The organism is Alteromonas sp. BL110 (genome assembly GCF_003443615.1).
In the GTDB taxonomy this organism is placed as follows: Bacteria; Pseudomonadota; Gammaproteobacteria; order Enterobacterales; family Alteromonadaceae; genus Alteromonas.
Window position 1 is genome coordinate 896,255 of the sequence record NZ_CP031967.1, and the last position, 14,017, is coordinate 910,271.

Genomic DNA, 14,017 nt, shown 5'->3' on the forward strand with positions numbered 1-14,017 from the left:
TTAAATCCTGAATAATTAAGTTTTAAAACGCTTGAACGAAAAACAAAGATGCTTTGCTTTCACGTTAGCGCATGTAAAGGGATTAACTCAGGATGGAAGGTGGTCCTCGCGGGCTCGCTTTTACCCATGCTTTACTATTAAAGAAAGGGCCTGCTGATGGTACCTTGGTGGATAACGCTTTGTTAAAGGCAAAGTTTAACAATGCCGTTATAGAGCCTTGCGGCTCTGCGTCGATAGGCTTTTCGCCTTTCTCACCGGTTAGCTTAGTTACGCTAAACCTAAGAGAGTAGCTTTGCGTATTGTGAACAAACTTGGCCAGCGGGGATTGCGATGTAACTTCAGCATTACTCGCTACATCAGCTGTCTGAAAACCTGTACTAACAATTAGATACGACAATACCCACGCCAAAAGAAACGGCGTAAATGAAGAAGGTTGAAAGCGTTTTATAAAAGCGCGCACGGTATTTAGACTGGTTTTATTAACAATACGATTTTAGACAAGCGATAAATGGGGGCGGGCAAATTATTTTCAACGCGAGTTTGCACAAGTCTTACAAATAAAAAAGCGCCGTTAAAGGCGCTCTTTTACAATTTATACTTACTTAAAACAGCTGGCTGTTCTATAAGAACTAAACCACTGCAATTACGTCATCTTTTGGCAAGCGGGCTTTAGGTAAACCGTAGTTCCAGTCTTGCTCTGTATCAGGGTAGCCCATAGCCAGTGCAACTTCACAAATATGACCGTCTAGTTCGTCAGCGAATAATTCACCTAACATATCAGGGTCAACACCCTCCATCGGCGTAGACGCAATACCCAAACGAGCTAATGTATGCATTACATTTCCAAGTGCAAGATACACCTGCGCTTTAGTCCACGCTGCGTTATTACCATTTTCATCGGTATTCGCTTCAGCGAAAGCATAAGCACCCATAAAGTTTTCACGCATATCTTCAGGTAAATGACCAGAAGCGACTTCTGCATCTACACGTTTAACAAACTTTTCTTTAGTGAATTTAGGGTCGTAAGCAAATAAGATAGTGTGCGATGCTTCTTTCGCGTGAAGCTGGTTAAACTGATGCTTATTTTCAAAACTATCATGTAAACGCTGCTTTGCTTCGTCGCTTTCAACAACCACAAACTTCCACGGTTGTGAATTAATCGAAGACGCTGATAATCTTAACGCTTCTAAAATGGTAGCAAGGTCGTCAGCTGAGATGCGTTTGTTTGCATCGTACTTCTTGACCGTATAACGCTTGTTTAAATCTTCGATAATTGGATGAGACACAACTAACTCCTCAATATATAAATGGGAAAAATCTAAAAGTTGTGCGTATGGTATTGACTCATCTTTTCAATGATAAGCCCTCTAATAGCTGAATCAGTTTCAAAATATTTTTGAAACTGTGATGGATACCCAGAAAAATTAGGGTTTAGAACTGTTTATTTCGCAAACCCATCAATAATTAGAAATGACTAATATAAATCAATAACTAAGCAGATAGTAACTAATGCATGAGAATAATTGAATAGGCTATTGAGGTAGTCTATCTTTTACGAAGAAAGGTAATATATTGCTAGCAGGTTACCCTAGATTTAGCCGCAAAAGCTTCGACAAATTTTTCTGTAATATGGATATCAAATAAAATTTTGGAGAACCACACTCAATCTCATGATTTAGCAAAAGGTCAGCAAGAAATGGTCGCTGTGCGATTTCGCAGGCGCTATAGATTATGCCAAGTCTTAACCGTTATTGGAGTGCTGTTTCTTCTAACCTTAGGCAGCATTAATCTAATTAGTAACGCACGCTTTCTTGGTATCTTACTATTAAGCTGTGCATTTGTCGGTTTGGTAAACCTATACCTTTTAAAACGCTCAGATAATGTGGAGCGCGCTGCCACTGTACTTAGCGGTATACTCTGTTTTCTCTCCCTCTCACTTCTTATCACTGGCGGAAAAGACAATACGGGTATGCTATGGATTTATCCAATTATGGCTATCAACCTATTTATTAATCGCTTTTGGCCAGCGGTTGTTATCTTTTCCTTTTTCACTATTGCTAGCTTGCTTGTGCTTTTCACGCCACTGTCGTTTTTACTAATGACTAGCTACTCGTTAGTGGAAGCAATACGTTTTGTTCTTACCGTACTAGCGCTGAACGTTATTTGCTTAGCCGCGCTTTATTCAGAAGAGCAAGCCTATCAAACCATCATTCAACTTCACGCTGACGATGTCCGCCAAATGGCTTTTTTCGATACATTAACAGGACTTCCTAATCGCTGGAATTTCAAAAACAATCTACAGCGTTTAATCAGCCGTGCGAAAAAAGACAAGCGTCGCATAGGGCTACTTTATATCGACCTTGATAACTTTAAACAGGTAAATGACCAGTTTGGTCATGAGGCTGGAGACCGCTTACTACTTGAATTTAGTGAACGCCTATGGGAAGTCATTCGACCTAGCGACCAATTGTTCAAGCCAAATAAAGATAGTTTAGCCAGGCTAGCGGGTGACGAATTCGTCGTAATTTTGCCTGACATGAAAAAACCGCAAGATGCCAGTAAAGCTGCAGAGCGCATTTTACGTGTATTTGACAATGGGTTTGATGTTGACGGCATTTCTCACAACGTATATGCCAGCATAGGTATAGCCGTTTACCCTGATGACGCAATAGAGCCGGCGGCACTACTGCAACATGCTGATGCTGCGATGTATGATGCGAAAAATAATGGTCGAAACTGCTATAGGTTCTTTACGCAGGATATAGCAATGGCGTTACAGCAACGCCAAAAAATAGAAAAAGGGCTAAGGCTTGCGCTTAGTGAAAATCAATTTTCATTGGTATACATGCCAATTTTTGATTGCAAAGATAATAGTATTGTTGCGGTGGAAGCCTTGCTGAGGTGTCAGAGCTCAGAACTAGAGGGCATTGGACCTGACGACTTTATACCCGTTGCAGAATCTACCGGTCTTATTAAAGAAATAGATTTATGGGTTATTGATAATGCGTTGAACGCGCTAACGCAATTGCAAAGCTCTTGCGCCTTCGAAGGAAAAATTTGTATTAATGTATCCGGCGTAGAGCTCAATAACGAACGATTCCCTTCACAAGTTAAAGCGCTCCTGATGAAAAACAATGTTTCACCTGAAAGCGTCGAACTAGAAATAACGGAAACGGCGTTTGTTGCAGGAGATATGACCTGCCTAGAAACCCTTAAAGCATTGAACGAGCTAGGCATTTCGTTAGCTCTCGATGACTTTGGAACAGGTTATACAGCCTTCAGCCAGCTTATTCACTACCCCGCCAACTGCCTGAAGATAGACCGCTCTTTCGTAAACGACCTTTTTTCTGCTTCTGAGTCGCGTAGTAAAATGGTCATGATTATTCAAAACCTTGCCAAACTGTACAGTCTTCGCGTGATCGCCGAAGGCGTAGAAACAGAAGAACAGCTCGCTTATTTAAAGAGCCTTGGGTGCGATTGGGCACAAGGATATTACCTTTCTCGCCCACTACCATGGAACGAACTACTAAATCAGATTACTGTAAACATCAAAGAACGCGAATAACGTTATGATAATCCAAACATAGCACCGCGATAACGCTATTAGGCTCAATCAATGATAAAGCGCTTGTTACTTCCCTTACTTTTTTTATCGCCGTTAGTAAACGCTGATAGCGGCTCTCGCTTAATAGCCTCGGGCGGAATTAATGGCTTTGAAGGTACCGCAGGTGGCGGCATAACTCCTTGGGCATTTATTGGCGGGTACACGAGTAAAGAAGAAATTAGCTATTCTGCCAATGTTCAGTACTTAAGTCTTAGCGATTACTCGCTCACTACTGCAGGTGCTGGCATAAGTCTTTTTGACCGCATGGAAATTAGCATACAGCGTCAGCGTTTAGATATTTCAGCCGGGTTAACCAGCAATGTTTTTGCGCTACTTACAGATGGTGCGGTGACCAATGCTAACAGTACAACTATTGAGCAAGATATTGTGGGGGCAAAGGTTAAATTGTTCGGAGATGGCGTTTTTACCCAAAACTCATGGGCCCCGCAAATCGCTTTAGGCGCCCAATACAAGAAAAACAGAGATTTTGATAGCTCACTTTCATTGCCAGATGGCACCGTTCCACTACCTGAGGTAGGGGTACCTTCACTGTTAGGCGCAAAGAACGACAGTGGCACTGACATCTACCTTTCAGCGACTAAATTATGGTTGGGCACACCATCAGGCTATAATTTACTTACTAATTTAACCGCCAGGTACACTAAGGCAAATGTGTTTGGTCTATTAGGATTTGGTGCTGAAGGTAACGACAATGCAGAAGTTGAGTGGGAAGGCTCCGTTGCAGTATTAATCAGCCCTACCACGGCAATAGGCACTGAGTTTCGGACGCAAACTAATCGGCTGGGGGGGCTAGCCGAAGAGGACACGGTTATTGATGCTTTTATTGCTTACTTTCCAAATAAGTCTATTTCAATTACCGCTGCCTATGTGGATTTAGGTAATTTACCGTTGCAAGAGAGCTCTAGTGGCTTCTACCTAACGGTAAATGGCAATTTTTAATGGGGAGATACCGCATATGAAATTGTTGAAATGTATTCCTATTGCAGTACTAGCGCTACTAAACGTTTTACTTTCAGGTTGTGCAAGTACTGAAAAGCAAAGTCTGTATGATGAAATTGGTGGCCATAAAACCCTGAACACTGTCTATGGTGTGGCTATCACCCGTATTTACACTGACCCTGTCATTGGACACTACTTTAAAGGGGTGCCAAAAAAGCACCTACGAGACCAACTCGTTTTGCAAACCTGTGAATTAATTGGCGGGCCTTGCGAGTACGATGGAAAAACAATGTTGGAGTCTCACAAAGCTCTTAACATCAAAGAGCGTGAATTCTATATTTTGGTAGAGTATGTTCAAGGCGCTATGCGCGATGTAGGCCTTACCTATCAACAAGAAAACCGTATTCTGAAAAAGTTAGCGCCAATAAAGTACGAAACGGTTTATCTTTAAACGCCGTTAAACGTTTGAGCACATGAAAAAAAACCTCGCATTGGCGAGGTTTTTTATTCATGAGGATTGTGTTTATTAGTTACTGCTCGGCGTAATCGCGTTGTGGTAAACGTCTTGGACGTCGTCACAGTCGTTAAGCATGTCCATGAATTTTTCAAACATAGGCATATCTTCTTCGCTGATCTCTGTTTCAGTCTGAGGCATCCAGCTCATCTCATCGGCAATAAACGTAATATCCGGGTAAGCTTCAGTTAGCGCTGTTTTTACTTGATAGAATTCAGTATGCGGCGCATAAACCGTCACTTTACCGTCTTCAACTTCAACGTCAGTTACATCTACATCTGCTTCCATCAGCACTTCTAGGATAGCGTCTTCGTCTTCGCCTTCGAACTGGAATACCGCTTGGTGATCGAACATATGCGATACCGCACCCTGCGCACCTAGCTTGGCATTAGTTTTAGTAAAGCAGTTGCGTACCTCGGTAATAGTGCGGTTTGCGTTGTCAGACAAGCAGTCAACAATAACCATACAGTTACCCGGACCGAAACCTTCATAACGCATAGGCTGAAAATCTTCACCAGCGCCACCTGCTGCTTTATCAATCGCTTTTTCAATAACGTGGCTTGGTACCTGGTCTTTCTTCGCTTTTTCCATTAGGCGGCGAAGTGAAAGGTTAGTGTCTGGGTCGGCACCACCATTTTTTGCGCACACGTAAATCTCTTTACCGTACTTAGAATAAACCTTAGTTTTTGCGCCGGCAGTTTTTGCCATGGCGGCTTTACGAACTTCGAATGCTCTTCCCATCTTAAAATTCTCTTTCTCGCAATTAGAAATGCTGCGTTGGGTTTTATCGGGCTACTATTTGCCTGCCCCTTTTATCAGGCTGCGACGCTTCGTCTTATTTGGAATTAATGCGAAAAAAGGCATTGCAAAAACTGCTGAGTGCAAGATTCGCAAACCAAAAGCTGACTGAGCGACACAGAAAAATTGTGCGAAATTCTACCTTAATTTTCATCTAATACCAATGTGAATCCCCTCGCAAGAGAAGCAAGCTTAGTGCTTTGACGTACTCATTAAGCGTAAATGTACTCTGACCCCACACACTTTTCGCTATGGTAAATGTTCGGTTGCTAGGTAATCGTGTGACTGCATTTCCTTTAAGCGGCTAAGGCAGCGTCTAAACTCAAAGTTAAGCAGCCCCTCTGTATACAGGCTTTCTAGCGCCACTTCTGCCGATATAATGAGTTTCACGTTACGCTCGTAGAACTCGTCTACCATGGCAATAAAGCGGCGCGCTACATCGTCATTATGCTGGCCCATTTCCGCGACATTAGCTAATAGCACCGAATGATAACAACGACTGAGTTCGATGTAGTCGCTTTGGCTGCGAGGCCCGCCACACAATGCTTTGAAGTCGATCATTAAAACCCCGTCAGCGTTTCTAAGCGTCGGTATTTGGCGATTGTTCACCTCAATATCTTCTCCTTTAGAGCCTTCTTCTGGCGCTAACTGAGAAAAATAACTATGTAAGTTTTCTGTGGCTTCATCATCAAGTGGGTAGTGATAAATTTCAGCTTGCTCTAAGGTTCTTAAGCGATAGTCAATCCCGCTATCAACATTTACCACACGGGTGTTTTGATTAAGCAAATCAATTGCGGGTAAGAATCGCGCTCGCTGCAATCCGTTTTTATACAAATCGTCAGGTACTATGTTAGAGGTAGCCACTAGCACGATGCCGTGACCAAATAACTCTTCCATTAACGTGCCTAAAATCATGGCGTCAGTAATATCAGATACGAAAAACTCATCAAAACAGATAACTCGCGCTTCTTTTGCCAGCTTTGCCGCCACTAACTTTAACGGGTCTTGTGCGCTTTTAAGTTGCTTGAGCTCGTCGTGTACGCGATACATAAAGCGGTGGAAATGCACCCGCATTTTCTTTTCAAAAGGCAAACAGTCATAGAAGGTATCGACTAAGTAAGTTTTACCTCGCCCTACCCCGCCATAAAAGTAAATGCCTTGAATACCTGGCTTGGCATGACCTTTACCAAACGCTGCTTTTAACTTAACCCGCCAGGTCACTTTCTTTTCGGGCTGGGTCAGTTCATCGTACAAACGCTGAAGTTCTTTTACTGCATTTTCTTGTGCCGCGTCATAATGAAAATCAGACGACTTAAGATCTAACTGATATTTTTCCCATGGCGTCATCGCCGAAACCACTCCATACAAAAGTCAATAGCGGCGCACGCTGCACCGACCTGCTTGAATTTCTCAATTATGACCTTAATTTTAATGGAAATCACGGTAGAATCTCACATTGAAATTCGACATACACTGAATAAATGAAACTATGTATGCGCTTTTCGGGTTTGACCTTGCTATATTCAGCATATGGTCGAAAGCAGCTTTTAGATCGTAGAAACATAGGTCGGCTGCACGATGTAGATTTATTCGGAGAATATAATGGAATTGTTAGTATCTCTTGCTTTGTTAGTTGTTGGTTTAATTATTGGCTTTTTCGCTGGTCGCTTTCTTCAACAAAAGCAAGGCGCAGGTAACGCTGCACAAACTGAGAAGCAAGTTAAAGAGATCCTTGCACAACAGGCGCAGCATCATATACATCAAACTCGTCAAAGCTTAGAAAGCATTGAGAGTCAGTGCGAAACGCTAAAACAACAGATAGAAGAATACGAAATGCTGCTTGAACAGGGCAGTGATGAAGAAGACAGCAAAGTTCCTTTTTATGGGGAACAAGCTACCACCTATTTACGCAATAATTTGAAAGGGACTGACAAGTCTAAAGTAAATCGTGTTTCTGATACTCAACCAAAAGACTTTGCTAATACAGGGTCTGGGTTGTTCGTCGGCGGTTCTGAGCAGAATAACGCAGAAAAACAGTAACATCGGGAACTTTATTCCAGCGTCAGACTCTTTTAGTGAAACCATGCTATGTCGCATATAACATGAAGGAGTGTAAGCGAACATGAAAATGTCTTTCCGCCATTGTCTATTGGCGTCTGCCGTTGTTGTAAGTTCACTGGGCTTTACTGCTACTACGCAGGCGGCGTTACCGTTCTTTTCTGATTCAAAAGACGAAGTGCCGTCTTTAGCCCCTATGCTCGAAGAAGCGACCCCTGCGGTAGTTAGTATCGCAGTGGAAGGTACGCAAACTTCCACACAGCGTGTACCAGAAATGTTTCGCTACTTCTTTGGTGCACCGCAAGAGCAAGTTCAAGAACGTCCTTTCCGAGGTCTTGGTTCTGGCGTTATTATTGATGCCGATAAGGGTTACGTGGTAACTAATAATCACGTTGTTGATAACGCAGACGAAATCACCGTTAAATTAACCGACGGACGCGAGTTTAAAGCGAAAAAGCTGGGTTCTGACGAGCAAAGTGATATCGCTCTACTTAAGATTGAGCCCAATGATTTAAAAGCATTGCCACTTGCCGATTCTGACGGTCTACGCGTGGGCGACTTTGTAGTCGCTATTGGTAACCCATTCGGCCTTTCTCAAACGGTTACCTCAGGTATTGTAAGCGCGCTAGGTCGCTCTGGCTTAAATATTGGCGGTTACGAAGATTTTATCCAAACTGACGCCGCAATTAACCGCGGTAACTCAGGTGGTGCACTGGTTAACCTTCACGGTGAACTGGTTGGTATCAACACCGCCATTTTTGGCCCTAATGGTGGCAATGTAGGTATTGGTTTTGCAATTCCTGCCAATATGATGAAAAGCCTTATCGAGCAAATTGCCGAATATGGTGAAGTGCGCCGTGGTCTACTGGGTATTTTAGGTAGCGATATTGACGCAGGTCTTGCCGAAGCTATGAACGCCGAGGTAAATATCGGTGCGTTTGTAAGTGAAGTACAGCCTGACTCTGCTGCCGAGAAAGGTGGTCTTCAAGCAGGTGACATCATCACTGCTATTAACGGTCGCAAACTTCACAGCTTCCAAGAGCTGCGCGCAAAAATTGCGAGTATGGGAGCAGGTGCTGAAGTTGAATTAACCGTTATGCGCAAAGGTAAGAAAATGAACGTCGACGTGGTATTAGACGATGCTACAGATACCACGGTAACCGCGGCTCAGATTCATCCAGCTCTTGAAGGTGCCACTTTGACTAATGGTACCGACAATGCAGGCAACGCCGGTGTAGTAGTGTCTGAGATTGAACGTGGTGCACCTGCTGCGCGTATTGGTCTTCAATCTGAAGACGTGATCATTGGTGTTAACCGCGTTCGCACATCAACGGTTGCGGAATTCAGAAACGCGCTAGATGAAGCAAAAGGCGTTATCGCACTGAATGTAAAACGCGGCAACTCTACTCTTTACTTGGTTATCAGACAGTAAAGCGCGGCGCTTAGCATACCTATTGTTAAGCAGTAATACATGTTAAACGGCGCTATATAAGCGCCGTTTTTTTTATTGAGCTAGTTTATTCGCTTAGCCACATCAACACTACCTTGTTTTCTAGTCAAATCATCTGACGTATCGAGTTACACAAAATTTGCTTTTCATTACGGTAGTTTAGTGAATAAAGTGATATCCTTTACATTAATAACGATAAATTCAGATTGTTGCGCTTTTAATTTGTGAAGTAGTACCTCGATAACGGTACGTATGGAGTAAGTGCGACAGACAACAATAAGTGTGACTTGTGACTGGCCACTCAATATTTAACTTCTTACTAAAATCTATCATCTTAGGCGTTGCCGTAGCGGCTTTGCTGTTGATTTTTTTGCCTGAGCTCAGGCAAGGTAAGGGGCTAGCCCAAGGCTTTTTTAATGAGCCATCTGTTAGCGCCAGTCGCGAAAGCTATTTTTCAGCGTTGAGCCGGTCCGCACCTGCCGTTGTGAACATATACAGCGTTAGCATTGAAAACGGCTCAGGTCTATTTCGAAATCAATCTCGTGGACGCACCAACTTGGGCTCTGGCGTTATCATGACAGAGAATGGCTACTTACTTACCTGCCACCACGTTGTAGCTAACGCTGACAGCATTTACGTAGCCGTGCAAGACGGTCGTATTTTAGAAGCACAAATTGTAGGTACCGACCCACTCACTGACCTTGCTGTATTGAAAGTCACGGCTGACAACCTACATATTATCCCTCAGGTTTCAGAACCCGATACCCATGTGGGCGACGTGGTGATGGCAATTGGTAACCCCTTTGACTTGGGCCAAACCATTACCCAAGGCATTGTAAGTAGAGCCGGTCGCAATGGTCTGTCAAACTATGTAGATTTTATTCAAACCGATGCCGTTTTAAACCAAGGAAACTCTGGTGGTGCTTTAGTTGATAGTAACGGCATTTTACTGGGTATCACCAACGCCAACTTCCAGGTGCTAGATTCTAACAACCGCGCACGCAATGTAGACGGAATTAACTTCGCCGTTCCTTATGAACTGGCTAAGCGCGTTATGGATGAAATCATCAGCAATGGACGGGTTGTGCGCGGCCAACTTGGTTTTGTAGGCGGAGAGAACCGCAATCGGCCAGGCATTGATGTACAGGCGGTTGCTAAAGGCAGCCCTGCAGACATCGCGGGTATTCGCCCTGGTGACATTATAGTAGCTATTGATGGTGTGCGTTTGGAAAGCGCATCTAAAACGCTGGATATGATTGCTGAAACAGAGCCTGGCACTGAGCTTGAAATTGAACTTAGTCGTGATGGGCAATCAATTACGCTGACAGCTACTGTCGGAGAACTTAGAGCGGGGCAATAGCCTTAGTAATACCGTGTGCCAGTTAGCCCTTTAGCTCCTATCGCTGTTGTAGGAAGCATTCGCGAAAAACGACCTAAGTAGCGATTTATATACAAAAAAGCCGCATTAGACAATGCGGCTTTTTTGTAGTGCAAGGCTTAAAGATTACTCTTTAACTCGCTCGATGATGGCACCTAGCCCACCCAATTTCTCTTCTATCGATTCATAACCACGGTCTAAATGGTAAATACGATTTACGTGAGTCTCGCCTTCTGCGATAAGACCAGCGATAACTAAACTTGCTGAGGCGCGAAGGTCAGTAGCCATTACTGGCGCGCCTTTCAAGCTTGAACTGCCCTTAGATACGGCTGAGTTAGCTTCAAGTGCGATTTCTGCGCCCATACGTTGTAACTCTGGCACATGCATAAAGCGATTTTCAAAAATGGTTTCTGTAATTACGCCTGTACCTTCGGCAACGCAGTTTAGGGTAACAAACTGAGCCTGCATATCAGTAGGAAATGCTGGGTGTGGTGCGGTTTTTACGCGCACAGCCTGTGGCTTACGCCCTTCCATATCTAGCTCAATCCAGTCTTCGCCTACGGTAATTTTTGCGCCAGCTTGCTCTAGTTTATCTAGCACAGCATCTAACGTTTCAGGCGCCGCATGGGTACAGCGAATTTTGCCGCCGGTTACGGCAGCCGCTACCAAGAAAGTGCCGGTTTCAATGCGATCTGGCAGTACGGCATAATCACAACCATTTAAGGTTTCCACACCTTCGATGGTAATTTTATCACTTCCCGCACCGCTAATCTTCGCGCCCATCTGAATAAGACAGTTTGCTAAATCAACGATTTCAGGTTCACGTGCGGCGTTTTCTAAAATAGTCGTGCCGTCAGCCAAAGCTGCCGCCATTAGTAAGTTTTCAGTGGCTCCCACGCTTACCATATCCATGAATATACGCGCACCTTTCAGGCGACCATCAACTTCAGCCCGAATATAACCTTCGTCTACTTCAATCTTTGCGCCCATCTTTTCAAGGCCAGTTAAATGAAGGTTTACCGGGCGTGCACCTATGGCACAACCACCAGGCAAAGACACGTTCGCTTTGCCCTGCTTAGCCAGCAATGGACCTAACACCAAAATTGAAGCACGCATGGTACGCACTAAGTCGTAAGACGCGGTCACACTTTCAAGTGTACTTGCATCGATAACAATATCGTTAGGCGCGGGAAGCGCCACTTCTACGCCAAGTTCACGCAAAAGCGCCGTGGTGGTATTAATGTCGCGAAGACGAGGAACATTAGTATAACGGCAAGAAGAATCGGTAAGTAGACTGGTCATCAACAGCGGCAGTGCCGCGTTTTTTGCACCAGAGATACGCACTGTACCGTTAAGTGCAGGGCTCTTTTTTATTACAAGTTTATCCACGAGCGATGCCTATTATTGAGGAATGTTAAACTGGCGCTCGCGCTCCCAGTCTTTTACTGAAAACGTCTTGATGGTAATTGCATGCATGCTGCCGTCTGCAATTTTATCAGCTAAAGGCGCGTACACTGCTTGCTGGCGCTTTACGCGGCTCATTTCGTTAAATGCATCGCTCACTGCAATGATATTGAAATGCGAACCTTCGCCCTTTACGTGGACTTCGTGAAGATCTAACGCATCTTTCAAGATTTTTTCAATTTCAGACAATTCCATAACTTACTTCTTAATTCGCTTAATGGTGTTTATTCTACGGGTAAAAAGCTGTCCGCGTCGCTAATTTTCGCAAGCTTTTGCAGCTTCTCGGGCATTTTATAAAGGGTCATGCTAACACCATTTTGCTTTGCATCCCTAACGGCATTAATCAACCATGCTAAACCCGCGCTGTCCGCGCGCTCCACATCGCCTAAATCGACTTGGCACTTTTTGTTACTAACCAATGTGCTACGTTGGTTGCCGCTCAAACTTTCCCAAAAATTTTTCGACAGCGTTTCGCGGTCTAACTGACCGTGAACCACTATTCTACCCGTGTCATTTACCTCGAACAGGCTCACTCAGCCTCTCCTTCGATTTCAATCGGCTCACCTTGCTTTAGCTCTACCGGCTTGCCAATCTTGTCACGCATTAGCGCAATAACTGCATCAATGCCATCTTGACGAAGAATTGATTCAAACTCACTGCGCTTACTGTTCAGCATACTGATCCCTTCAGCAACCATATCATAGGCTTTCCACTCATTCGTTTTGCTATCTTTGCGAACTTTAAATGCAATTTTAATTTCAGGACGGCTTGGGTCCTGAACCACCGCGCGTACGGTTACTGATTTTTTGTCTTCAAACGATGACTCAGGCTCAAAGATAACTTCCTGATTGTCATAATACCCCATCGCCACAGCGTATGTGGTTACTAGATATTGACGGAAAACGCTGATGTACTCACCCATTTTTTCCTGAGGCACAGATTTGAAGTGCTTGCCTAACACCATAAAGGCTGCAAATTTATAATCAATGTGCGGAACAAGCTCTTCCTGCATGATAGTACGCAACATTTCAGGGTCGTTTTTAATCGCTTCCTGATTTGCTTTAATACGTTCAAACGTTCGATTCGCTACGTCTTGAACCAGCTCATAAGGGTTTTGTTCATTAACTTCCTGCGCATTTGCCATTCCTGCTACAGACATCATAAAGATGCCAATTGCTACGAAAAACTTTTTCAAAATAACTCTCCTAACTTCAAACTCTTTTAAGCAGACCTGATAATGACGTAATTAGTTTCATCAGGCCGCTGGAATTAATTAACGACTTTTTATATACGCTTGGTCGCTATGCAGCGATTAGTCTTCGTCACTGCCGCGGTTAAATAAGAACTGCCCAATAAGGTCTTCAAGCACCAAAGCTGACTTCGTATCTTGTAGGTAATCACCGTCTTGTAAGTTGGCGACCCCGTCAAAAGAAAACCCTGGCTGGAAGCCTACGTATTGCTCACCTAATAAACCTGAGGTCAAAATAGACACCGAGCTTGTTTCAGGGAAGCCGTTGTATTCATTCAAAATAGATAACTCTACTACTGGTGTGAAATCTTCTTGGTCTAGAGAAATAGATGACACACGACCTACGGTTACGCCACCCACTTTCACAGCAGAGCGAGGCTTTAACCCGCCGATATTGTCGAACTTCGCGTATAATGTGTAGGTATCGCCTTCGGTGGCGACCGTTTGGTTTGCAACTTTAAGTGCCAACAACAACAAAGCACCTATCGTAAGCATGACAAACACACCAACCATTACTTCCGTTTTATACTTACTCATTCCAA

At 43.9% G+C, this 14,017-nt stretch carries 15 protein-coding genes; 6 read left to right on the top strand and 9 right to left on the bottom strand.

Going from position 1 to position 14,017, the window contains the following annotated elements; genetic code table 11:
* Positions 1–82: 82 nt before the first annotated feature.
* Both D1814_RS03860 and D1814_RS03865 read right to left on the bottom strand, forming a co-directional pair.
* Positions 83–397: a hypothetical protein gene (locus D1814_RS03860; RefSeq protein ID WP_232368973.1), complete on the bottom strand. Its 315-nt coding sequence runs from the start codon at positions 395–397 to the stop codon at positions 83–85.
* 232 nt (positions 398–629) lie between these two features.
* Positions 630–1,286 (bottom strand): NAD(P)H-dependent oxidoreductase, encoded by a 657-nt coding sequence (locus D1814_RS03865; RefSeq protein ID WP_118490191.1) that lies wholly within the window; start codon positions 1,284–1,286, stop codon positions 630–632.
* 362 nt (positions 1,287–1,648) lie between these two features.
* Here D1814_RS03865 and D1814_RS03870 point away from each other — a divergent pair, with 362 nt between their 5' ends.
* From D1814_RS03870 to D1814_RS03880, 3 genes are read left to right on the top strand one after another with little or no spacing between them, the layout of a single operon-like run.
* A complete protein-coding gene (locus D1814_RS03870; RefSeq protein WP_232368974.1) occupies positions 1,649–3,565 on the top strand; it encodes a putative bifunctional diguanylate cyclase/phosphodiesterase in 1,917 nt (638 codons plus the stop codon).
* 51 nt (positions 3,566–3,616) lie between these two features.
* Positions 3,617–4,564 carry a DUF3034 family protein gene (locus D1814_RS03875; RefSeq protein ID WP_118490192.1) on the top strand — a complete coding sequence of 316 codons (948 nt, stop codon included), beginning with the start codon at positions 3,617–3,619 and terminating at the stop codon, positions 4,562–4,564.
* A gap of 16 nt (positions 4,565–4,580) precedes the next feature.
* Positions 4,581–5,015, top strand: coding sequence for a group I truncated hemoglobin (locus tag D1814_RS03880; protein ID WP_118495296.1), 435 nt, complete (start codon positions 4,581–4,583; stop codon positions 5,013–5,015).
* A gap of 75 nt (positions 5,016–5,090) precedes the next feature.
* Here D1814_RS03880 and D1814_RS03885 read toward each other — a convergent pair whose 3' ends face one another.
* Entirely contained in the window at positions 5,091–5,819 is a 729-nt protein-coding gene (locus D1814_RS03885) for a YebC/PmpR family DNA-binding transcriptional regulator (RefSeq protein WP_118490193.1), read from the bottom strand.
* 306 nt (positions 5,820–6,125) lie between these two features.
* Complete coding sequence (gene zapE, locus D1814_RS03890; RefSeq protein ID WP_118490194.1) at positions 6,126–7,223, bottom strand: cell division protein ZapE; 1,098 nt, start codon at positions 7,221–7,223, stop codon at positions 6,126–6,128.
* Between the two features lie 255 nt (positions 7,224–7,478).
* Between zapE and D1814_RS03895 the strand changes: the two genes are divergently transcribed.
* From D1814_RS03895 to D1814_RS03905, 3 genes are all read left to right on the top strand, one after another.
* Positions 7,479–7,916 (top strand): ZapG family protein, encoded by a 438-nt coding sequence (locus D1814_RS03895; RefSeq protein WP_118490195.1) that lies wholly within the window; start codon positions 7,479–7,481, stop codon positions 7,914–7,916.
* Positions 7,917–8,004: 88 nt separating this feature from the next.
* Positions 8,005–9,366 carry a DegQ family serine endoprotease gene (locus tag D1814_RS03900; protein WP_118495297.1) on the top strand — a complete coding sequence of 454 codons (1,362 nt, stop codon included), beginning with the start codon at positions 8,005–8,007 and terminating at the stop codon, positions 9,364–9,366.
* A 307-nt stretch (positions 9,367–9,673) separates the two neighbouring features.
* Positions 9,674–10,744, top strand: coding sequence for a trypsin-like peptidase domain-containing protein (locus tag D1814_RS03905; protein WP_118490196.1), 1,071 nt, complete (start codon positions 9,674–9,676; stop codon positions 10,742–10,744).
* Positions 10,745–10,888: 144 nt separating this feature from the next.
* Here D1814_RS03905 and murA read toward each other — a convergent pair whose 3' ends face one another.
* The 5 genes from murA to mlaD form a co-directional block, all read right to left on the bottom strand.
* Entirely contained in the window at positions 10,889–12,151 is a 1,263-nt protein-coding gene (gene murA / locus D1814_RS03910) for a UDP-N-acetylglucosamine 1-carboxyvinyltransferase (RefSeq protein ID WP_118490197.1), read from the bottom strand.
* A 12-nt stretch (positions 12,152–12,163) separates the two neighbouring features.
* Entirely contained in the window at positions 12,164–12,421 is a 258-nt protein-coding gene (locus D1814_RS03915) for a BolA family protein (protein WP_012517351.1), read from the bottom strand.
* 29 nt (positions 12,422–12,450) lie between these two features.
* The gene (locus D1814_RS03920) at positions 12,451–12,759 is read right to left on the bottom strand and encodes an STAS domain-containing protein (protein ID WP_118490198.1); all 309 of its coding nucleotides are present in this window, start codon (positions 12,757–12,759) and stop codon (positions 12,451–12,453) included.
* Complete coding sequence (locus D1814_RS03925) at positions 12,756–13,421, bottom strand: MlaC/ttg2D family ABC transporter substrate-binding protein (RefSeq protein WP_118490199.1); 666 nt, start codon at positions 13,419–13,421, stop codon at positions 12,756–12,758. The genes D1814_RS03920 and D1814_RS03925 overlap by 4 nt, the downstream gene beginning before the upstream one ends.
* Positions 13,422–13,538: 117 nt before the next feature.
* Positions 13,539–14,012, bottom strand: a complete 474-nt coding sequence (gene mlaD, locus D1814_RS03930; protein WP_012517348.1) for an outer membrane lipid asymmetry maintenance protein MlaD — start codon at positions 14,010–14,012, stop codon at positions 13,539–13,541.
* Between the last annotated feature and the right edge of the window lie 5 nt (positions 14,013–14,017).

Excerpts from the sequence above, each read along its gene's own strand:
- D1814_RS03895 (WP_118490195.1), top strand. The coding sequence starts at position 7,479 with ATGGAATTGTTAGTATCTCTTGCTTTGTTAGTTGTTGGTTTAATTATT.
- D1814_RS03915 (WP_012517351.1), bottom strand. The coding sequence starts at position 12,421 with ATGGAATTGTCTGAAATTGAAAAAATCTTGAAAGATGCGTTAGATCTT.
- D1814_RS03900 (WP_118495297.1), top strand. The coding sequence starts at position 8,005 with ATGTCTTTCCGCCATTGTCTATTGGCGTCTGCCGTTGTTGTAAGTTCA.
- D1814_RS03875 (WP_118490192.1), top strand. The coding sequence starts at position 3,617 with ATGATAAAGCGCTTGTTACTTCCCTTACTTTTTTTATCGCCGTTAGTA.
- D1814_RS03885 (WP_118490193.1), bottom strand. The coding sequence starts at position 5,819 with ATGGGAAGAGCATTCGAAGTTCGTAAAGCCGCCATGGCAAAAACTGCC.
- D1814_RS03880 (WP_118495296.1), top strand. The coding sequence starts at position 4,581 with ATGAAATTGTTGAAATGTATTCCTATTGCAGTACTAGCGCTACTAAAC.
- mlaD (WP_012517348.1), bottom strand. The coding sequence starts at position 14,012 with ATGAGTAAGTATAAAACGGAAGTAATGGTTGGTGTGTTTGTCATGCTT.
- zapE (WP_118490194.1), bottom strand. The coding sequence starts at position 7,223 with ATGACGCCATGGGAAAAATATCAGTTAGATCTTAAGTCGTCTGATTTT.